The 20,318-nt window shown below is 42.1% G+C and carries 17 protein-coding genes; 8 read left to right on the plus strand and 9 right to left on the minus strand.

The annotated features are described in order from the left end of the window. The first annotated feature begins 72 nt into the window (after positions 1 to 72). The 3 genes from kynU to IPP86_09295 all read left to right on the plus strand — a co-directional run bounded on the left by kynU (position 73) and on the right by IPP86_09295 (position 3,510). Positions 73 to 1,365: a kynureninase gene (gene kynU / locus IPP86_09285; protein ID MBL0138707.1), complete on the plus strand. Its 1,293-nt coding sequence runs from the start codon at positions 73 to 75 to the stop codon at positions 1,363 to 1,365. Between the two features lie 119 nt (positions 1,366 to 1,484). Continuing rightward, positions 1,485 to 2,837 carry an FAD-dependent monooxygenase gene (locus tag IPP86_09290; GenBank protein ID MBL0138708.1) on the plus strand — a complete coding sequence of 451 codons (1,353 nt, stop codon included), beginning with the start codon at positions 1,485 to 1,487 and terminating at the stop codon, positions 2,835 to 2,837. A gap of 25 nt (positions 2,838 to 2,862) precedes the next feature. Then, entirely contained in the window at positions 2,863 to 3,510 is a 648-nt protein-coding gene (locus IPP86_09295; GenBank protein ID MBL0138709.1) for a hypothetical protein, read from the plus strand. Here the strand turns inward: IPP86_09295 and IPP86_09300 are convergent. Next, complete coding sequence (locus IPP86_09300) at positions 3,507 to 4,142, minus strand: MBL fold metallo-hydrolase (protein ID MBL0138710.1); 636 nt, start codon at positions 4,140 to 4,142, stop codon at positions 3,507 to 3,509. The genes IPP86_09295 and IPP86_09300 overlap by 4 nt on opposite strands. Before the next feature lie 200 nt (positions 4,143 to 4,342). On the opposite strand from IPP86_09300, the gene IPP86_09305 reads away from it, so the two are divergent. Both IPP86_09305 and IPP86_09310 read left to right on the plus strand, forming a co-directional pair. Further along, positions 4,343 to 7,639 carry a hypothetical protein gene (locus IPP86_09305; protein MBL0138711.1) on the plus strand — a complete coding sequence of 1,099 codons (3,297 nt, stop codon included), beginning with the start codon at positions 4,343 to 4,345 and terminating at the stop codon, positions 7,637 to 7,639. 64 nt (positions 7,640 to 7,703) lie between these two features. Then, positions 7,704 to 8,894 (plus strand): amidohydrolase, encoded by a 1,191-nt coding sequence (locus IPP86_09310; GenBank protein MBL0138712.1) that lies wholly within the window; start codon positions 7,704 to 7,706, stop codon positions 8,892 to 8,894. 66 nt (positions 8,895 to 8,960) lie between these two features. On the opposite strand, the gene gyrB is transcribed toward IPP86_09310, so the two are convergent. Continuing rightward, on the minus strand, positions 8,961 to 10,964 hold the full coding sequence (gyrB, locus tag IPP86_09315) for a DNA topoisomerase (ATP-hydrolyzing) subunit B (GenBank protein MBL0138713.1): 2,004 nt from the start codon (positions 10,962 to 10,964) through the stop codon (positions 8,961 to 8,963). Between the two features lie 486 nt (positions 10,965 to 11,450). Continuing rightward, positions 11,451 to 13,238, minus strand: a complete 1,788-nt coding sequence (locus tag IPP86_09320; GenBank protein ID MBL0138714.1) for a DNA polymerase III subunit gamma/tau — start codon at positions 13,236 to 13,238, stop codon at positions 11,451 to 11,453. Positions 13,239 to 13,596: 358 nt separating this feature from the next. Between IPP86_09320 and IPP86_09325 the strand changes: the two genes are divergently transcribed. Continuing rightward, on the plus strand, positions 13,597 to 13,869 hold the full coding sequence (locus IPP86_09325) for an HU family DNA-binding protein (protein MBL0138715.1): 273 nt from the start codon (positions 13,597 to 13,599) through the stop codon (positions 13,867 to 13,869). A 65-nt stretch (positions 13,870 to 13,934) separates the two neighbouring features. On the opposite strand, the gene IPP86_09330 is transcribed toward IPP86_09325, so the two are convergent. The 6 genes from IPP86_09330 to IPP86_09355 form a co-directional block, all read right to left on the minus strand. Beyond that, positions 13,935 to 14,717: a 2-(1,2-epoxy-1,2-dihydrophenyl)acetyl-CoA isomerase gene (locus IPP86_09330; GenBank protein ID MBL0138716.1), complete on the minus strand. Its 783-nt coding sequence runs from the start codon at positions 14,715 to 14,717 to the stop codon at positions 13,935 to 13,937. A 63-nt stretch (positions 14,718 to 14,780) separates the two neighbouring features. Next, the gene (paaJ, locus tag IPP86_09335; protein ID MBL0138717.1) at positions 14,781 to 15,275 is read right to left on the minus strand and encodes a phenylacetate-CoA oxygenase subunit PaaJ; all 495 of its coding nucleotides are present in this window, start codon (positions 15,273 to 15,275) and stop codon (positions 14,781 to 14,783) included. Between the two features lie 48 nt (positions 15,276 to 15,323). Beyond that, a complete protein-coding gene (paaC, locus tag IPP86_09340) occupies positions 15,324 to 16,088 on the minus strand; it encodes a phenylacetate-CoA oxygenase subunit PaaC (GenBank protein ID MBL0138718.1) in 765 nt (254 codons plus the stop codon). Between the two features lie 57 nt (positions 16,089 to 16,145). After that, positions 16,146 to 16,430 carry a 1,2-phenylacetyl-CoA epoxidase subunit B gene (gene paaB / locus IPP86_09345; protein MBL0138719.1) on the minus strand — a complete coding sequence of 95 codons (285 nt, stop codon included), beginning with the start codon at positions 16,428 to 16,430 and terminating at the stop codon, positions 16,146 to 16,148. A gap of 43 nt (positions 16,431 to 16,473) precedes the next feature. Further along, positions 16,474 to 17,424, minus strand: a complete 951-nt coding sequence (paaA, locus tag IPP86_09350) for a 1,2-phenylacetyl-CoA epoxidase subunit A (GenBank protein ID MBL0138720.1) — start codon at positions 17,422 to 17,424, stop codon at positions 16,474 to 16,476. A gap of 70 nt (positions 17,425 to 17,494) precedes the next feature. Then, positions 17,495 to 17,941: a hypothetical protein gene (locus IPP86_09355; GenBank protein ID MBL0138721.1), complete on the minus strand. Its 447-nt coding sequence runs from the start codon at positions 17,939 to 17,941 to the stop codon at positions 17,495 to 17,497. Between the two features lie 110 nt (positions 17,942 to 18,051). On the opposite strand from IPP86_09355, the gene IPP86_09360 reads away from it, so the two are divergent. Further along, on the plus strand, positions 18,052 to 19,182 hold the full coding sequence (locus IPP86_09360; GenBank protein MBL0138722.1) for a glycosyltransferase: 1,131 nt from the start codon (positions 18,052 to 18,054) through the stop codon (positions 19,180 to 19,182). Next, positions 19,172 to 20,302: a hypothetical protein gene (locus tag IPP86_09365; protein MBL0138723.1), complete on the plus strand. Its 1,131-nt coding sequence runs from the start codon at positions 19,172 to 19,174 to the stop codon at positions 20,300 to 20,302. The genes IPP86_09360 and IPP86_09365 overlap by 11 nt, the downstream gene beginning before the upstream one ends. Positions 20,303 to 20,318 lie beyond the last annotated feature (16 nt).

Here is a 20,318-nt window from a genome sequence, read left to right on the forward strand (position 1 = left end):
CTGAATCTTCGGATACATGATCTTTATCATTGCCTAGAATTTGTCAATATGCCTGAATCAGTATACCAAACAATGATCAATTCCCTTGACTTTGCCAGAAAAATGGATGAGTCGGATCCATTGAGTGAATTTCGTTCCCGTTTTTATTTTCCTCAGAATAACGGGCATCCGGTGAGATATTTTACCGGAAACTCTCTGGGGTTGCAACCACGTTCTACACAGGAATATGTTTTGAATGAATTGGAAGATTGGGCAACCTGGGGTGTGGAAGGCCACTTCCACAGCCGTTTTCCATGGTTTCATTACCAGGATATTCTCACCAATCAGATCGCTTCATTATTAGGCGCCCAACCTGATGAGGTGGTGTCCATGAATTCGCTTACCACCAATTTGCATTTGTTGTTGGTTTCTTTTTACAGGCCAACAGCTTCGCGGTATAAAATCATTTGTGAATACGATGCTTTCCCTTCGGATTTATATGCTCTGCAATCTCAGGCTTATGTTCATGGCTTTAATCCGGATGAGGCTGTTATTTATTTAAAGCCACGGGAAGGGGAACATTGTTTGCAAACTGAGGATATCATTCAGGCTATCCGGGAACATGGCGACACTGTAGCGACAGTCATGCTTGGTGCAGTAAATTATTATACCGGTCAGTATTTTGAACTCGACAAAATTACAAAGGCTGCTCATGAAGTTGGCGCTACCTGTGGTTACAATCTCGCGCATGCCGCTGGCAATGTGAAATTGCAATTACACGACTGGAATGTTGACTATGCCTGCTTTTGCAGTTACAAATACCTGAATGCCGGACCGGGCGGTGTGTCTGGAATTTATGTTCATGAACGACACGGAAACAATTCTTCTCTTCCACGATTTGCAGGATGGTGGGGAAATGACCCGGATACAAGATTTTCAATGCCCCGAAAATTTATTCCTGCCAAAGGAGCCAGAGGCTGGCAACTCAGCAACGCGCCGGTGCTTTCAATGGCAGCCCTGAAAGCTTCTTTGGATATTTTTGAAAAGGCAGGATTTGACAAACTGTTGCAAAAAAGCAGGGAGCTCACTTCTTTCCTGGAGTTTATAGTAAATGAAATTAATCAGGCTTCAATATCTGAAGGAAAAGAAGCTCCCATTCAGATTATCACACCATCTGATCCCGCCCAAAGAGGTTGTCAGTTATCATTGATCGTAAAAAAATATGGGAAGGAAATTTATAAACTGCTGACAGAACACGGAGTTATTGTCGACTGGAGAGAGCCGGATGTCATCCGGGCCGCTCCTGTGCCACTTTATAATAGTTTCGAGGATGTTTATTATTTTGGACAAGTACTAAGCAAATCAATTCTTTCATTTCAGAAATAATTTCAGAAAAAAGATTTTTTTCCTGATCAATGATAAGGGATATGTAAATAGTTAAATAGTTGCATTATATTTCCGCAATTCATTTGAAATAAAGTTTACTATAGAAGTATACAGAAATCATGGCTAAATCTTCAGTAAAAAATATCACCATACTCGGGGCAGGAATGGTCGGAAGTTTACTTTCCATTTATCTCGCAAAACGCGGATACAAAGTCACCATTTTTGAACGTCGTCCGGATATGCGAAAAGAAAATATTCCTGCCGGCAGATCCATCAATCTGGCCATCAGCGACAGGGGCTGGAAAGGATTACAGGGAGTGGGTATCGAAGAAGATATCCGCAGGATTGGAATTCCCATGGGTGGAAGAATGATACACAGTATTTCCGGTGAGCTTACCTATCAGCAGTATGGTGAAAAAGATCAGGCCATTTATGCGACGTCCCGAGGAATTCTCAATTGCGAAATGATGAACCTCGCTGAAAAGAGCGGAGTAACAATTCATTTTAATGAACGATGCACAGGGCTTGATCTTGATCACAACACAGCAAAATTTGAAAATGCGGTAACGAAAATTGCAAGCTCAGTCGGTAGTGATCTGATCTTCGGAGCGGATGGCGCATTTTCTGCCGCGCGTCTGCAAATGCAACTCAGTTCTGATCGCTTCCAGTATTCTCAGAATTACCTTGAACATGGTTACAAGGAGCTGATCATTCCTCCAGGACCTGGCGGTGAATTTCAGATGGAAAAAAATGCCTTGCACATCTGGCCCCGTGGCGGATACATGATGATCGCATTGCCAAATCTTGACGGAAGTTATACGGTTACCTTGTTCTTTCCCTTCGAAGGAAAAGATTCTTTCGCTTCCATACAAACTCCCGAAGAGTGCATTTCGTTTTTCAATAGAGTCTTCCCGGATGCTTTGCCGTTAATGCCAACTCTGGCGGAAGATTTTTTCCAAAACCCTACCGGAGGACTCGTAACCGTGAAGTGTTTTCCATGGGCATTCAAAGATAAACTCGCCCTTATCGGTGATGCGGCTCATGCGATTACACCATTTTATGGACAGGGCATGAACTGTGGCTTTGAAGATTGCACCGTGTTGGATGCTTTGATTGACCGGCACGATGGTGACTGGTCAAAAATTCTTCCGGACTATCAACTGGCGCGTAAACCCAATTCGGATGCAATCGCTGATCTTGCTGTCATGAATTTTGTCGAGATGCGCGACCTGGTTGGCAGTCAGAAATTCTTATTGCAAAAGAAAATTGAAGCGAGAATACATGAAAAGCATCCTTCTAAATGGCTGCCACTTTATTCTCAGGTGACTTTCAGTTCTATTCCATATTCAGAAGCACTTGCAAACGGGCAAAGGCAACAATCCATCATGCAGAATGTGATGGCATTACCGGATATCGAAAAACAATGGGACTCTCCGGAAGTTGAAAACATGATTCTAAAAGCAATTTCCTGAAAAATATTTATTGAGATCCCAGATAATGTCCAATAGTTCCGTTGCCTGGAGAAATGCCTGGCGTCAAAAGAATTTTCGCCTGCAATTCATCATCTCATTGCTGGTACTGATTTCATTTTCCGGAATCTTCAATTGGTTTTTCGATTTTGCCGAATCCCGCAATGGGACCCGATTGGAAGATTACTTCTTGTCGATCCTCCCTGTCAGGGATGTTTCCTGGTTGGTTTTCTTTTTTCTGTACATGGGTATTTTACTCGCATTGTATTGTAATTGGCCCAAACCTAAATTACTTCTGCTTGCGCTTCAAACCTATGTGCTCGTCACGATTGTGAGGATTGGTTCAATTACACTTTTCCCACTGGAGCCGCCTCAAGGGTACCTGCCACTTCGTGAGCCCATTGTTCAGTTTTTTACAAACGGAGGGAGAATAATTTCCAAGGACCTTTTCTTTTCCGGCCATGTCTCAACCATTTGCTCAATGTATTTCGCGGTAGATCACAAACGCTGGAAACCGATACTTGGTTTTTTTTCCATTATGGTTGGCTTTCTGGTTCTCATCCAGCACGTACATTATACCATTGATGTAGTGTTCGCTCCCTTTGCAACCTGGTGCTGCTTTTACTTCAATAAAAAGTTCCTTAACAGCAGGATAGAGGATACAACCGGTGTTTAAAGAAATGGGTTGTGTTGTTTCTCGAAGCCTATCGTCGTAGACGGGCCATGTCCGGGATAAACAACCATATCATCTCCCAGGGGAAAAAGTTTTTCACGAATAGACCTGATCAGTAATTCATGGTTACCCCCGGGAAGATCGGTTCTTCCAATGCTTCCATAAAATAAGACATCTCCGACAATCGCGAATTTTTCATCACTTGAATAAAATGTAATACTTCCGGGACAATGACCGGGAGTATATAATACGTCAAGTTTAGAATTGCCAAATTTTACTTCATCACCCTCTGTCAGAAAAGCTGAAGGTTCAGGGGAGGGTTCAGGTTTTATTCCCCACATTTGACCGTAAACCGGTGCTGAGCGAAGCAAATCAGCGTCAGCTTCATGCATTTCCAGTTTCAGTCCATATTTTGCCGCAACAAAATTGTTCCCGAGTACATGATCTATATGTGCATGTGTATTCAGCAGTTTTACGGGTTTGATACCGGCATCCCGGATAAACTTTGCCAATTCTTCTTTCTCCGGTAGGGTATAGCAACCCGGATCAATAATTAATGCCTCCTTCGTTTCATCATACAGGATGTACATGTTTTCTGAGAAGGGATTGAAGGTGAAGGAGTGTATTGTAATCATCGTGTCATTTTTTATACTTGAAATCCTTTTACCATCCTGATTCGGATTAATTCAGGCACCGGAGCAAGGTGTAAATACTCTGTTAAAATTCAGGATTTACCCGAGAAGTTTGATCATTTGGGCTTCTGTATTTCTGCAAATTTAGTTACATTCGCATTGTCTGATTCCAATGTCCCGGAGTTTATTTGCCGGAAACTTTTATGAACCTGATTTCTGCTTTTCTTTCTCCAAAAAGATTTCGTTTCTACGGGTTGATTCTACTCGTTACACTTTCCATTTCCTCCTCTGCTCAGTTCTACAATGGATATGAAATGCAGTTTGGAAAAAACAGAGTGCAATATGATGAACGATTCTGGACGTTCATGAAATACAAAAATTTTGACACGTATTACTATCTCGGAGGCCTTGATCTCGCGGCATTTACAGGAAGGACAGCGGATAAAGACCTGGAAGAAATAGAACATTTATTCGATTACAAACTCGATGGACGTATTCAGTTCATCATTTATAATAAGCTTAGTGAAGCGAAGCAAACAAATATCGGATTGGAAACCGATGATTTGAATAATAATACCGGGGGTATTACCAAGATTGTTGGCAATAAAGTGTTTCTCTATTTTACCGGAGATCATGAGAAATTTCGCAGACAAATTCGCGCAGGTATTGCAAGGGTACTCATTGATCAGATCATGTATGGAGGAGATGTTAAGGAAAGAATACAGAATTCCGCGCTGCTCACCTTACCGGACTGGTATATCAATGGGCTAGTATCCTACGTTTCAAAAAACTGGGATGTTGAGATTGATAACCGTTTACGTGACGGAATTGTCAGCAAGAAATATCTGAAATTTAATCACCTTACCGGACTGGATGCACAAACCGCCGGACATTCCATCTGGAAATACATCATCGATACCTATACGGAGTCTTCTGTTTCCAATCTCCTGTACATGACCCGGGTGAACCGGAATATTGAAAGTGGTTTCATGTACGTATTGGGTCTGAATATGAAAGAACTCGCCCGCAACTGGAAAGACGCGATGCTCAGTATTTATGCTCAGAGCGATGTCAACCGTGATTCTGTAGACACTAAAGGAATTGTGCGTAAACCGAAGCAGAACATGCTCTATTCACAGCTGAAAACCAGCAGTGATGGACGATACAGTGTGTATGTGAGTAATGACCTCGGAAAATACAAAGTGAAATTGTACGATTGGGAGAGAAAGAAAACCAAACGTATACTTAAAAGTGGTTATCGTTCCTATACTCAGGAGACAGATCTGTCCTTTCCTATCCTTGCCTGGCATCCCACCGGAAAAATGTTTGCTTTGATCCGTGAACGACGCGGATTTTTATGGCTCGGGACCTATTCCATGGAATCCAGAAAGTATGAAGAAGGTAAATTGTTCAACTTTGATAAAGTTCTGGATTTCGCTTATTCAGATGATGGATTATTACTGGTGATGTCAGCGGTTCAGAAAGGACAGAGTGATATTTTTGTCTATAATCTTCGCACAAGAACCTTTGAGCAAATCACAAAGGATTTTTATGATGATCTCCATCCACGTTTTATCAATCATTCTTCAGCAATTGTTTTTTCTTCCAATCGAATCAACGATACACTTGAAGCGGACAAAAAAAATGTATTGCCTACGCGTTCAAACTATGATGTCTTCTATTACGATTACAGAGCGAAATCAACTGTGTTGAGGAGAATCACAAATACTCCTGAGTACAACGAAATTCAACCGATGCCTTATGATTCCGGACATATCGCGTATCTCAGCGATGAAAATGGAATTGTAAACCGATACCTTGCCAATCTGGATAGCGCTTTGGCTTATGTCGATACAGTTGAACATTACAGAATGATCGTAGAGAATTATCCGTTGACCAATTATTCACGCAATATTGTTTCGCAGGACGTAAATTACACAAAGTCCAAAGTGAGCCAGGTTTTTTTCAAAGACGGTCGTTTGCGGATGAAAGTAGAAAGCATTCAAAAACCCTCTTTGTCTTCCGGAACCCTTCCGAGAACACTGTATAGAAACGAGGAATCCAGGAAGTCTCAATTCCAGGCACCTGCTCCGGAAGATGGAACTCCGGAAAAAAACGGCGCTGAAGAACCTTCCATAACTCCTGCTGATTCCAATAAGATCGACATAGATAATTATGTTTTCCAAAGTGATTTCCCGAAATCAAAGAGTAAAAAGGAGAAGAGAAAGGAAGCAGAATTAAAAGAAGAACCTAAAGTTGTCACACAGCAACCTGATGTTACAAAGCAGGATTCACTTGCAAACCTGTTGCCTAAACAGAGAAATTATGAAACCGCTTTTTCTTCGACCTATTTTGTAAGTCAGCTTGACAATACACTGCTCAATCAAAGTTACCAGCTGTTTACCGGTGGCGGAGCGATTTATTATAATCCGGGACTGAATGGTTTCTTTAAGTTAGGAATCAGTGATCTGATGGAGGATTACCGGATTACCGGCGGATTCAAGCTCGCGGGAGATTTGAATTCCAACGAGTATTTTTTAAGTTATGAAAATCTGAAGAATCGCTTCGACAAACAAATTACATTTTACCGACAGGCTTTATTGTTGTCACAATACGGTGCAAAATTACATTCACACGAATTACGTTTCCAGGGTAAATGGCCATTCAGTGATGTCTCTTCTGTTCGTGGCTCAGTCGCGTACCGGAATGATCGTCTTGTAGCACTTGCTACAGATTACAATTCATTGCTTTTTCCAAATCAATATCTGCATTGGTTGAATGGTCGTCTGGAATATGTTTTTGACAATACACTTCCCACCGGAGTGAATTTGTTCAATGGTACACGATTAAAGATTTTTGGTGAGTACTACAAACAAGCGGATATTTCCAAAACAGGTATGGTTGTTCTTGGTGCTGATGTCAGACATTATCAAAAAATTCACCGCGAACTTATCTGGGCAAACCGTTTCGCCACCGGTACCAGTTTTGGTGAAGAACGCATCATCTATTACATGGGATCTACTGACAATTGGCTGGTTCCGCGCTTTAACAATGAAACGCCAATTGATTTTAGCCAGAATTATTATTTCCAGGCTTTGGCTACAAATCTTCGTGGCTTTGAGCAAAACATCAGAAATGGAAACACTTTCGCGCTCATCAATAGTGAATTGCGCGTGCCGATTTTCAGATATCTTCTCAACAGACCAATCAAATCCGATTTCGTTCGTAATTTCCAGATTGTAGGATTCGGTGATATCGGAACAGCGTGGAACGGTGCCTCTCCCTATGATTCAACCAATGCTTTGAATAAAAGAGTCATCTTCCAGCAACCCTTCCTTGTAACGATAACCAGTCAGAATGAGCCCATTGTAGGAGGTTTTGGTTTTGGCTTGCGTAGCCGGCTTCTCGGTTATTTCCTGCGTGCCGATTGGGCCTGGGGCGTAGAGAACAGAGAAATTTTACCCTACCGCTTTTACTTTTCCCTTGGATTGGATTTCTGATCCGGACTTTGGCGCTTTTTTCTTTATTTTACCCTCCTGACTTTCTAAACAAGACCCATCTAAGATGAATTCCATCGAAAAGGTTAAACTACTTGCAAAGCAATTTCATCCGGAAATTGTTTCCTGCAGAAGACATCTGCACATGTATCCTGAACTTAGCTTTAAAGAAACGGAGACACAAAAATTTGTCGAACAGAAATTAAAAGAGTTTGGTATCACAGATTTTAAGAGAATGGCAAATACAGGTGTCGTCGCTTTGATTGAAGGGAAGAATCCGCGGAAAAAAGTTGTAGCACTCCGGGCTGATATGGATGCCTTACCTATTCAGGAAACGAATAAAACAGATTATGTATCTAAGCATGCGGGAGTCATGCATGCATGTGGCCACGACGTACACACTTCTTCATTGTTAGGTGTAGCCAGAATTCTGAACCAGTTAAAAGATAGTTTCGAAGGCAGTGTGAAATTTATTTTTCAACCCGGTGAAGAAAAATTACCGGGTGGCGCTTCACTGATGATAAAAGAAGGTGTCTTGCAAAATCCCGTTCCTCATTCTGTTATCGGGCAGCATGTAATGCCGCAAATCAAAGCAGGCAAAATTGGATTCAGGAAAGGGTTATACATGGCAAGTACCGATGAGATTTATGTTCGGGTAAAAGGAAAGGGTGGACATGGAGCCATGCCTCACCTGACGATAGATCCTGTGATGATCACCGCACAAATGCTGGTCGCTTTGCAACAAATTGTAAGCAGAAATGCGAAACCCAGTCTGCCTTCAGTTCTCAGTTTTGGAAAAGTAATTGCCAATGGAGCAACCAATGTAATTCCGGATGAAGTGTATCTGGAGGGAACGTTCCGGACATTGAATGAAGAATGGCGTGACGAGGCACACCGGCGCATGAAAAAAATGGCAGAAGGTATCGCGGAAAGTATGGGAGGATCCTGTGAATTCAATATTGTTCGCGGTTATCCTTTTCTCATCAATGATGAAATTCTCACAGACCGGGCGCGTAAGTTTGCCGAAGAATTTGTAGGAAAAGAAAATGTGGAAGACCTTGAAATATGGATGGCCGCTGAAGATTTCGCTTTCTATTCACAGGAAGCATCCGCTTGTTTTTATCGTCTCGGAGTAAAAAATGAAGAGAGAGGAATTGTCTCTTCGGTTCATACTTCCACATTCGATATTGATGAATCCGCTCTTGAAACCGGAATGGGATTAATGGCCTGGATGACTTTAAGGGAACTGGAGTCCTGAAGAAATCTTGTAACAAAAAAAAGCACCGGACTCCGGTGCTTTTTTTTTGAGTTTATTTTACAGCTGTTAAGCGTCAATCTTCGCGTACTTCGCGTTCTTTTCGATGAATTCTCTGCGTGGAGGAACATCGTCGCCCATCAGCATTGAGAAAATTCTGTCAGCTTCTGCGGCACTATCGATTGTTACCTGGCGAAGAGTACGTGTCTCCGGATTCATTGTAGTTTCCCACAACTGTTCCGCATTCATTTCTCCAAGACCTTTGTATCGTTGTACGCCGACATTTTCTTCTTTACCATCACCAGCTAATCTCTTCACCGCGGCAATACGTTGCTCATCATTCCAGGCATATTGTTGTTCCTTACCTTTTTTAACGAGATAGAGTGGAGGAGTAGCGATGTAGAGATAACCTTCTTCGATCATTTCCTTCATGTGTCGGAAGAAGAAAGTTAGAATCAATGTTGTAATGTGGCTACCGTCAACGTCGGCATCGGTCATGATCACAATCTTGTGATAACGGATCTTATCCATGTTGAGCGGACGTCCTTCTTTCGTTTCATCACGAAATACACCGAGAGCGGTAAAAATGTTCCGGATTTCCTCGTTTTCGTAAATTTTGTATTCCATGGCCTTCTCCACATTCAGGATTTTACCACGTAAAGGCAGAATCGCCTGAAAACGTCTGTTTCGTCCCTGTTTGGCAGTACCACCCGCGGAATCTCCCTCAACCAGATAAAGTTCACATCCTTCCGGATCGCTGTCGGAACAATCGCTCAATTTACCGGGCAAACCTGATCCGGATAAAACATTCTTCCGTTGCACCAATTCACGCGCTTTACGGGCGGCGTGACGCGCTGTAGCGGCAAGAATTACTTTGTCCACGATCATTCTCGCTTCCCTGGGATGCTCTTCGAGGTAATTGCTAAGCATTTCGCTTACCGCCTGGTCAACCGCCCCCATCACCTCGTTATTCCCGAGTTTGGTTTTTGTCTGTCCTTCGAATTGCGGCTCCTGAACTTTTACCGAGATAATTGCGGTGAGTCCTTCGCGGAAGTCATCTCCACTGATTTCAAATTTCAATTTATCAAGCTGACCTGATTTCTCAGCATAACTTTTGAGAGTACGTGTGAGAGCGCGACGGAAACCCGCAAGATGTGTTCCACCTTCGTGTGTATTGATATTGTTTACATACGAGTGCACATTTTCGTTGAAGGAAGTGTTGTATTGCATCGCGACTTCAACGGGAATGTTGCTGCGTTCTCCCTCCATATAAATGGGGTCGGCAATCAGCTTCTCACGATTTTCATCAAGGTAAACTACGAATTCACGCAGACCACCTTCACTGTAATATGAATTGTTGCGAAACTGTCCGTCTCCGTTAGCTTCTCTCTCATCACTGATCGACAGGCGAATGCCTTTATTCAGGAATGAAAGTTCACGCAAACGGGTTGCCAGCGTATCATACTGGTAAATGGAGGTGATGAAGATTGAATTATCAGGAAGGAATGTTGTTGTTGTTCCGGTTCTGTTGGTTTCACCAACAACCTTCACATCATACAAAGGTTTTCCGCAACTATATTCCTGAACAAAGATTTTTCCTTCACGGTGAACTTCAACTTTCAAATGAGAAGACAGTGCGTTCACACAGGAAACTCCAACTCCGTGCAATCCGCCGGATACTTTGTAGGAATCCTTGTCGAATTTACCTCCGGCGTGCAACACTGTCATTACGACTTCCAGCGCGCTCTTTTTTTCCTTGCTATGATAATCCGTTGGAATACCACGTCCATCGTCCCGGACCATAATTGAATTGTCGGGACGGATAAATACTTCTATGTTCTTACAATGACCGGCCAGAGCCTCGTCAATGGAGTTGTCTACAACTTCATATACCAGGTGATGCAATCCCTTAATGCCAATGTCGCCAATGTACATGGCAGGACGTTTACGCACCGCTTCCAGACCTTCAAGGACCTGAATACTATCGGCTGAATACTCCTGGTTTTTTTTCGTCGTGTTCGTTTCGATGATCGTTTCGGTTTTATTCACGTTTTCATTAATGAACTCACTCATTCCTTTAATTTTTTTTTGAATTTCCCCCACCCCGGTAATAATTGAAAAAACTGCATTCAGACATCAAAAAAGCCGATTATTTGAATCAGCTTGCATAGGTTGTAAATTTACAAAAAAGCAACCGCTAAAACAAGCATTTTCATGCTGAAAATCAGTGATTTTCGACGAAAGAAATGAACAATTGCCTGTTTGTTAATTTATTGAAAAACAGGCAATTATTAGAGCCGAAAAAGGACTTGAAATTTTAGTTGAAAAACGATGCATATAATCAAAAAATATAGCTGTTTCCGGACCAACTTTGATCCAGATTTTAGAGGTTTTTTCAAACCATTTAAGGCAATTTCTTTTTAAAAATTTCGTCCTGAAATTTCCTGAATTCTTCCAGAAAAGCATCATCAAATAAAATGAAGAAATGTTTTCTTCTGTACAAAAAAAAATCTGAAAAAAAATGAACCTAAAATAATTTTGCAGGACTCAAATCAAAAATCAATATTCAATTTCCAGGTCAAATCTTTTTTTGAGCTCATGCATCAAAGGATTTTTTTCAGCAAGCTTTTTAAATTTTTCAGAAGGTGTATAGGGCTTGCTGTCTGCAGTATCTCCGGTTGCAATTACGATGGACAAATTCAGTTTGTAATTCGATAATTTTTTTCGCAGAAAAGCAAGTAAATCCGCCTTCTGATCGTTCAGATCTTTTTCCGCGGCTGCACTATCCACAGCGAATACCAAAGCAAAATTTTCTCTGAGTTCAGGTTTTCTTTTTGTGAGCGCAGCTGAAACAGTCATACGTCCCTGCTTCTGCAATTGATTCGCGTACTCATTCCAGACCGGTTCCAGCTCTGTCATTGAAAATGGTTCCTGAAGATCCGGGAGAATTTCAGCGACTTGCTGAGTTGCTTGTTCAGGCTCTTTGTAGAGCTTAGAACTGATAGAAATTGTTTTGCGAATGCTGCTGCCCGGCATCGGTGTTCGCTCTTTCGTCGCAGGTGCTGTAGTTGCAATTGCCGGCGCAGCGGAGGCCACATTGGTAGTGGTTTCCATCTCGGCTTTGGACAGAGCTCCGGATACTATAGTGGGAGAAGGTAATGGAATGGAGGGTGTAACACTTACTGCTGCAGTAGGAGTTGAGGATATTGCAGGTTCAGTTTTTTTTTTGAAAGCTTCGCCTGCACCGGGTTGTGGAGCAGTTGCCGAACACATTTTCAACAAAGACAATTCGATGTGAAGACGCTGGTTTTTGGATGATTTGAATCCCATATCGGCACGATTGGCGACTTCAAGTTTTTCGAGCAACCAGTTCGCCGAACAATTCCTGCTTTGGACTTTGTATTTTTCACGGACACTCGGACTCACCTCCAGCAAGGGGAGTGTGATTTCATCTTTGCAAACCAAAAGATCCCGGAAATGGGATGCCAGTCCGTTGATGAAATTATGTCCGTCAAAACCATTGTTCAGAATCTCATTATAAGCCAATAAAACGGCTGACATGTTTCCGGTAAGTAAATCATCGGTAATTCTGAAATAGTAATCGTAATCGAGGATATTGAGGTTCTCGATCACATCTTTGTACTTGAGGTTGGAGCCGGCAAAACTTACAAGCTGATCAAACAAGCTCAACGCGTCGCGTAAAGCACCATCCGCTTTCTGAGCGATGATGTGCAAAGCGTCTTCTTCAGCGACAACATTTTCTTTTTGCGCGATGGATTGCAGATGCGTCGCGATATCTTCAACAGAGATGCGGTTAAAATCAAAAATCTGACAACGTGATAAAATTGTCGGGATAATTTTATGCTTCTCAGTCGTTGCAAGAATAAATACAGCATAGGAGGGCGGCTCTTCCAGCGTTTTCAAGAAGGCATTGAACGCGGAAGTACTCAGCATGTGAACCTCATCGATGATATACACCTTGTATTTGCCAAGTTGCGGCGCATAACGCACCTGCTCTACCAAAGCCCGGATGTCATCCACAGAATTGTTGGAAGCTGCATCAAGCTCGTATATATTCAGCGAATTGCCGGAATTGAACGAAATACAGGAAGTACAAACATTACAAGCCTCTACATTCGCAGAAATGTTCTCGCAATTTATTGTCTTCGCAAGAATTCTCGCGGTGGTGGTTTTTCCAACTCCTCTTGGACCTGTGAAAAGAAATGCCTGAGCAAGATGATTATTCCTGATCGCATTTTTTAAAGTATTGGTAATAGAAGGCTGCCCAACTACCGTGTCAAAGGTAACTGGCCTGTATTTACGGGCGGAAACAATAAACTTATCCATGATGTAAGGGAGAGAAACAAAGATACAATTTGCAATTGAATGGAGGAGGGGTTTTGATAAATTGTAGTTGGGTTTTGGGTTCAAGAATTAAGCAAAGTATTTATACTCCTTTTTTCTCAGCATGAATCGTTCAACCCGGAACTCGAAACCCTGAATCAATTTGATGAATATTAATTTTATCGAATTGCCTGCAAACCTGCAACACCACTGACTTTACCTTCTTAGTTTTCAACAAACACTAGTATTTATCAACAATTCAGGGCATTTGCATTCCTGAAACTTGCAACAGGTGATGCCTCTAAGTACTTTTGATGAAGTCATTATTCCTAACCTTTAATCACTAAAAACTAAGAAGAAAATGAACAAAGCTGAACTGATTGATGCTATGGCATCAGAAGCCAAGATCACCAAAGCTGACGCTGGTCGTGCGCTGCAAGCATTTATGACTGTTACTTCCAAGACCTTGAAAAAAGGTGAGCGCGTAGCGCTGGTAGGTTTCGGTACCTTCTCTGTTGCTAAACGTGCTGCTCGTAACGGACGTAATCCACAAACAGGCAAGCCGATTAAGATTGCTGCTAAGAAAGTAGCTAAGTTCAAAGCCGGTGCGGAGCTTTCTTCCCGTATCAAGTAATTCCGCTTACCAATGCATAAAAAAACCCGCTCGAAGCGGGTTTTTTTATGCTCTTAAAATAATTATTATTCTCCTTTAAATTCCGGTTTTCTTTTTTCGAGAAATGCCTGAACACCTTCTTTGTAATCATACGTTTTTCCGGCTTCCTCCTGAAGCATTTCCTCTCTCTGCAATTGTTCTTCAAGCGTATTGGTCATCGATTCATTCAGCAATTTTTTAGTCAGCCAGATTCCACGGGTCGGCATTTGCGCAAGTGTTTCCGCGACTTTCATTGCTTCTTCTTTCAATTTCCCGTCTTCGCATACTTTGTACAACATTCCCATTTGCAAAGCTTCAGGAGCAGAAATTTTATCGCCCAGCATCATCAACGCGGAAGCTCTCTGAAATCCGATCAATCGAGGAAGAATGAAAGTGCCGCCACTGTCCGGTACCAATCCGATTTTACTGAAAGCCTGAATGAAAGACGCGCTGGCAGTAGCGAGTACAATGTCACATGCAAAAGCCAGATTCGCGCCCGCACCGGCTGCCACACCATTCACAGCACACACAACGGGCTTTTCCATCTTCCGGATCTTTAGAATGATCGGATTGTAATGCTCAGCGACTATTCTGCGTATACCCGGACCGTTAGGGTCAATTGCTTCCGCCAAATCCTGACCTGCGCAAAATGCCTTTCCTGAACCGGTGAGGAAGACAGCTCTGACTGTTTTATCCGCTGCTGCCTGATCAAGCGCTGCCTGCATAGCTAAGGCCATTTCCCTGTTAAAACTGTTGAACTTATCTGGACGGTTTAGTGTAATACTTGCGACGCCATTCCCGGCTTCGTATAGAATGAAGGAACTATTCATGGAGTGGATATTTTTTTGAGAATGGAAAATTAAACAGAGCAAGAATGAATTTCTGCTTTTTGTTCAATGGCATTTGAAATAATCAAAAGGTTCACGACAATCTTCGCAGCGATACAATGCTTTGCAGGCTGTGGAGCCAAACTGGCTCACAACCGATGTATTTGAAGAGCCACATCGCGGACAATTCACGATACGGGGCCTGCCTGTGATAAGACTCTTGTCAGGACTGCTTTTTTCGGGAGGAGCTATTCCGTACACCCGTAATCTTTCTTTGGCTTCCTCATTGATCCAGTCTGTGGTCCACACCTCATCAAATACAAGCCGTACTTCTACTTCCTCTATACCTTCTTCCTTCAGTTTGGAAACAATATCATTCTGAATAGCCATCATTGCCGGGCATCCTGAATAGGTAGGAGTAATATTGACAATTACCTTATGATCGTGAAGAATAATATCTCTGACAATTCCCAGATCTACAATACTGATCACAGGAATTTCAGGATCCGGAATCTGTTCCAGAATCTTCTCAATAATTTCTTTGGTGATAATTTTTGACATCCTTGATTTTGGCTTTACGAATATTGCAAAGCACGCTTCAATGAAACTTTACCATTCCGCACCCGGAAAAGCTCGTGGTAAAGCCTGCATTTCACTTAACAGATGTCCCAGGTGTTCGGTGTGTCTTCCCTCACGACTGCCTCGGATCATAAATACGTTATCAGGAACCTTTAGTGTAGCTGATTGAAAAACTTCCCTGACCTTCTTTTCCCAGGGTTGACGAATTAAATCAGTATTGACAGCAATACCTTGTTTGATCAAAGTTGCGTCGACCTCATCCATATCAAACATGTCACCGGTGAAATTCCACAAAGCGTCAATGGCCTGTTCCATTCGCTGATGACTTTCTTTTGTACCGTCACCGAGGCGAACCATCCATTCTGTACTGTGACGAAGATGGTAGGTTACCTCTTTCAGGGATTTGTCGGCAAGCGAAGACAGAGTTGAGTCGTTACTTTTCTTTAATTCTGAATAGTAGAAATAGTAAAATGAACTCAGCAAAAACTGACGAAGGATTGTTTGTCCAAAATCTCCATTGGGTTGCTCCGCAAGAAGAAAATTATAATACTCCCTTTCATCACGAAGGAACGCGTAATCATCTTCAGATTTTCCAGCACCTTCAATTTTGCCGGCATAGGTATAAAAAGCGCGCGCCTGACCGATCAGGTCGAGTGAAATATTCGTGAGCGCGATGTCCTCTTCAATGATTGGGCCGTGACCACACCATTCTCCAAGTCTTTGTCCAAGGACAAGGCTGGTATCACCCAGGCGAAGACAATAGGTCAGTAATGGATTTTTATGATTGGCATTCATGATTTAATTCTTATGGATGGTGAATAGGCAGTGACAGTATTTGAATTTGAAATTAGCTCAATCAAAACTGGCACCCGGTGTCTTGTAGAAATTTGGATGACGATAAATTTTATCGTTGGAAGGCTCAAAAAATGAACCCATATCTTCAGGAGTACTGGAAATAATGAATTCAGAAGGAACCACCCAGATACAAGTTGCTTCATTTCGCCTTGAATAAACATCTCTGGCATTTTGCAAAGCTAGTTCTTTGTCGGGAGCATGGATACTTCCGGCATGTTCAAATGGTAAACCGGATTTCTTTTGTGTAAACACTTCCCAAAGGGGCCATTGCGTATTGCTCATTTTATTTGTGCTTTGAGTGAATATTAATTCCTGGTACCGCGATTCAGGCAGCAACCATTTTTTCTTTTTGTTTTTGTGCATAGGACTCTGCTGCTTCTCTCACCCAGGCTCCATCAGCATGCGCTTTTCTGCGTGCTTTCATGCGCTCCTTGTTGCAGATTCCATTACCCTTGATGACATTGTAAAATTCGTCCCAATTGATCGGACCATGATCATAATGTTTGGTATCAGGATTGATTTTCAAATCCTTGTCGGGAATCACCAAACCGATATTTTCAGCCTGGGGAACAGTACGATCAATAAATCGCTGACGCAGTTCGTCGTTAGAAAAACGTTTTACTTTCCAGCGCATGAGTTCTCCGCTATTTGGTGAATCCGTGTCGGATGGGCCGAACATCATAAGTGAAGGCCACCACCAACGATTCATCGCGTCCTGTGCCATCGCCTTTTGTTCAGCAGTTCCTTTCATCAAGGTCGCAAGAATTTCATAACCTTGTTTGTGATGAAAGTTTTCCTCTTTGCAAATTCTTACCATTGCCCTGGAATAAGGACCATAAGAACACTTTGCCAATGCGGTTTGATTCACAATGGCAGCACCATCCACCAACCATCCAATAGCACCGATATCAGCCCAGGTCAAAGTCGGATAATTGAAGATGCTGGAATATTTTGCTTTTCCGCTCAGTAATTCGTCGATCATTTCTTCCCGAGACACATTCAGGGTCTCCGCTCCACAATAGATGTACAATCCATGTCCACCTTCATCCTGAACTTTTGCAAGTAAAACCGCTTTTCTGCGGAGGCTTGGAGCCCTGGTGATCCAGTTTCCTTCGGGAAGCATACCAACCACTTCAGAGTGGGCATGCTGACTCATCATACGGATCAATTGTTTGCGGTAACGTTCCGGCATCCAGTCTTTAGGTTCTATCATTTCACCACGATCAATTCGTGCCTGAAATTCAGCTTCTCGTTCCTGTTCAGTGAAGTTGTTCATTTTTATTTATCAATTAATTTTTCGAAATTATCGGTTGGTAATGGTACGAACTATGACAATAATCATATCTCTAAGCCCTGTGATAATCACCTTTCCAGCGGGTAATAGCCTTCTTGATTTCGTCCGGCGTCAGTTGTTTTTCTATGGCCTCTTTGCAGAGCAAAATAAACTCATCATCAGGAGCAAATCGTAATGCAATTACCTGTGACATCCGGATTCTCCCATCGAGTGGCTTGCCTGTTAGCAGGAAATGTCTGAAATTTTCCTCGGAACGTATCACCCGGTCCTGAACGCGAAGAGCGAAAGCCCTTACATAAATATACAGTATGCCAAGAATCAAACTAGCCAATACTAACAAATTGGCTGAAAAAAGGTTCCCTTTCTGAACTACATCCTCGTCGAGAAGGTTGAAAACATTCACTACGGATGCCGCCAGAAGGCTGATGATCAGAATCGATAAGACAAAGTGATAAACAGGCACATAGCGTCTGTGGTTCGAATAACTCTGTTTTTTCATGCGATGAAATCTTATGAAACAAAAATAACCTTTTAAAAAGAGCCCGGCAAATCGCTCTGGGAAGCACAATGGAGTCAATAATTTTCATTTACTTGCCCTGATCAATGACTATGTCAAACGCCGGGAAACGTGTAATTCTGTCTGTAATCAGTGACCTTGTTACGGATCAAAGGGTTCATCGGACTGCTTTGGCGCTCCATCGAAAGGGGCTGAAAGTCACACTAGTAGGCCGAAAATTAAAACAAAGCCCGATCCTGGAGAAACGAGAATATTCTACCAAAAGATTTAAATTATGGTGGGAGCAAGGTCCTTTGTTTTATGCGGCATTTAATGTCCGGCTTTTCTTTTACCTGCTCTGGAACAAAGCTGATGTGCTGGTTGCGAATGACCTGGATACCTTGCCGGCGAATTATCTGGCTTCCGGAATTCAGAAAAATGTACTGTATTACGACAGCCACGAATATTTTACAGAAGTGCCGGAACTGGTTTCAAGACCGCGAATCCAGGCTATCTGGAAAAGAATAGAGCGCTGGATCCTTCCGGGAATAAAACATATGTATACAGTGAATGATTCCATCGCAGGACTCTATGGAATGGAATACAAAAAGAAAGTCGGAGTCGTAAGAAATGTTCCTTTCCGAATTCAGGGAGCAATAAAATCGAATGACAGGAAGTCCCTTGGATTACCGGCAGATAAAAAAATATTTATTTTCCAGGGTTCAGGAATTAATGTTCACCGTGGCGCTGAAGAAGTATTATTAGCCATGCAACATACACAAGGTTTGTTGTTGCTGTTTGTCGGCGGAGGTGATGTTATCGATTTTTTAAAAAGCGAAACTCTTCGATTGAAGCTTTCCGACAAGGTGATGTTTGTTCCCCGTCAAAGTATGGAAAAACTGCGTGAGTATACCCGACTTGCGGATGTAGGCTTATCGCTTGACAAGGACACAAATCTGAATTATAAATATTCCCTGCCCAACAAATTATTTGATTATATCCAGGCTGAAATACCCGTGCTTGTTTCTGATTTGCCGGAATTGAGAACAATCGTCGATAAATATGCTATCGGGAAGATTGTGGATTCACATCAACCTGAAAAATTGGCCATGCAAATGATGGAAATGGTAAAAGATCCGGTACAATTTGCTCAATGGAAAGAAAATTTAAAACTTGCGGCCTCTGACCTGTGTTGGGAAAACGAAGAAGTAAAATTGCTCGAAATATTCAAAGATGTCCTCTGAGCTGCATACACATATTATCAGTTTTGATGTACCCTATCCTGCTGATTATGGTGGAGTGATTGATGTGTTTTACAAATTAAAAGCGCTTCAGGCAGCCGGAGTTAAAGTTCATTTGCATTGTTTTGAATACGGCCGTCCGCCTCAACAGGAGATCCATCGTTATTGCGAGGAAGTGTACTATTATTCCAGACAAAACGCGAAATCAATGTTGTTCAATACGCTTCCTTATATCGTGTTGAGCAGACAATCCGAAGAACTCAAGCGAAGACTGCTGAAAGATAATTTTCCAATTCTCTTTGAAGGTTTGCATTCTACTTTTTACCTGCCCGATGTGGATCTTGCAACAAGGCATAAAGTGGTCAGAACGCATAATGTTGAACATGATTACTATGAGAGCCTTGCTGCGGTGGAGAAAAATATTTTTAAGCGGTATTATTTTTTTAACGAAGCGGGGAAACTAAAAAAGTATCAGAACATTTTGAAAAATGCTCAGGGAATAGCCGCTATTTCACCGAATGATTCCCGCTATTTTTCATCGCTGTTTTCCGGAGTAAGTTTTATACCGGCTTTTCATCCCTATGATCAGGTTGACATTCGACCAGGTAAAGATGAATTCGCTTTTTATCATGGAAATCTTGGGGTGGGAGAGAATAACGAAGCAGCTTTATTTCTGGTCAGAAAAGTATTTAATGATCTTCCATTTCATTTGATCATAGCGGGTACTAAACCTTCTGAAGAATTAAGAAAAGCAGTAAAAGAATATAAAAACGTGACTTTATTTTCTGATCGTTCTCCTGAAGAAATTCGTGAACTGATTGCAACTGCTCAGTGCAATATTCTTCCGACATTTCAGGCCACTGGCATCAAATTGAAATTGCTCGCCGCCTTGTTCGGCGGGCGTTATTGTATTGTGAATTCCCCTATGGTAGTCAATACAGGATTGGAGTCACTGTGTATTATCGCTGACACTGCTGATGAAATGAAAAAGCAGGTAGAATTGGTGATGAAGAAAAAAGATTTTTCAGATCGGAAAAAGCGAGAGGAAGTACTTGCGAATTTTTCAAACGCAATGAATGCTGAAAAACTGAAAATGCTTCTGTTCCCGAAAGATCAGGATTGATCCTTTTTTCCGGAAG

This window comes from Bacteroidota bacterium (assembly GCA_016720935.1).
Taxonomy (GTDB): domain Bacteria; phylum Bacteroidota; class Bacteroidia; order AKYH767-A; family 2013-40CM-41-45; genus JADKJP01.

Coding starts and splice junctions, on each gene's coding strand:
- kynU (MBL0138707.1), top strand. CDS start 73: ATGATCAATTCCCTTGACTTTGCCAGAAAAATGGATGAGTCGGATCCA.
- IPP86_09290 (MBL0138708.1), top strand. CDS start 1,485: ATGGCTAAATCTTCAGTAAAAAATATCACCATACTCGGGGCAGGAATG.
- IPP86_09295 (MBL0138709.1), top strand. CDS start 2,863: ATGTCCAATAGTTCCGTTGCCTGGAGAAATGCCTGGCGTCAAAAGAAT.
- IPP86_09300 (MBL0138710.1), bottom strand. CDS start 4,142: ATGATTACAATACACTCCTTCACCTTCAATCCCTTCTCAGAAAACATG.
- IPP86_09305 (MBL0138711.1), top strand. CDS start 4,343: ATGAACCTGATTTCTGCTTTTCTTTCTCCAAAAAGATTTCGTTTCTAC.
- IPP86_09310 (MBL0138712.1), top strand. CDS start 7,704: ATGAATTCCATCGAAAAGGTTAAACTACTTGCAAAGCAATTTCATCCG.
- gyrB (MBL0138713.1), bottom strand. CDS start 10,964: ATGAGTGAGTTCATTAATGAAAACGTGAATAAAACCGAAACGATCATC.
- IPP86_09320 (MBL0138714.1), bottom strand. CDS start 13,238: ATGGATAAGTTTATTGTTTCCGCCCGTAAATACAGGCCAGTTACCTTT.
- IPP86_09325 (MBL0138715.1), top strand. CDS start 13,597: ATGAACAAAGCTGAACTGATTGATGCTATGGCATCAGAAGCCAAGATC.
- IPP86_09330 (MBL0138716.1), bottom strand. CDS start 14,717: ATGAATAGTTCCTTCATTCTATACGAAGCCGGGAATGGCGTCGCAAGT.
- paaJ (MBL0138717.1), bottom strand. CDS start 15,275: ATGTCAAAAATTATCACCAAAGAAATTATTGAGAAGATTCTGGAACAG.
- paaC (MBL0138718.1), bottom strand. CDS start 16,088: ATGAATGCCAATCATAAAAATCCATTACTGACCTATTGTCTTCGCCTG.
- paaB (MBL0138719.1), bottom strand. CDS start 16,430: ATGAGCAATACGCAATGGCCCCTTTGGGAAGTGTTTACACAAAAGAAA.
- paaA (MBL0138720.1), bottom strand. CDS start 17,424: ATGAACAACTTCACTGAACAGGAACGAGAAGCTGAATTTCAGGCACGA.
- IPP86_09355 (MBL0138721.1), bottom strand. CDS start 17,941: ATGAAAAAACAGAGTTATTCGAACCACAGACGCTATGTGCCTGTTTAT.
- IPP86_09360 (MBL0138722.1), top strand. CDS start 18,052: ATGTCAAACGCCGGGAAACGTGTAATTCTGTCTGTAATCAGTGACCTT.
- IPP86_09365 (MBL0138723.1), top strand. CDS start 19,172: ATGTCCTCTGAGCTGCATACACATATTATCAGTTTTGATGTACCCTAT.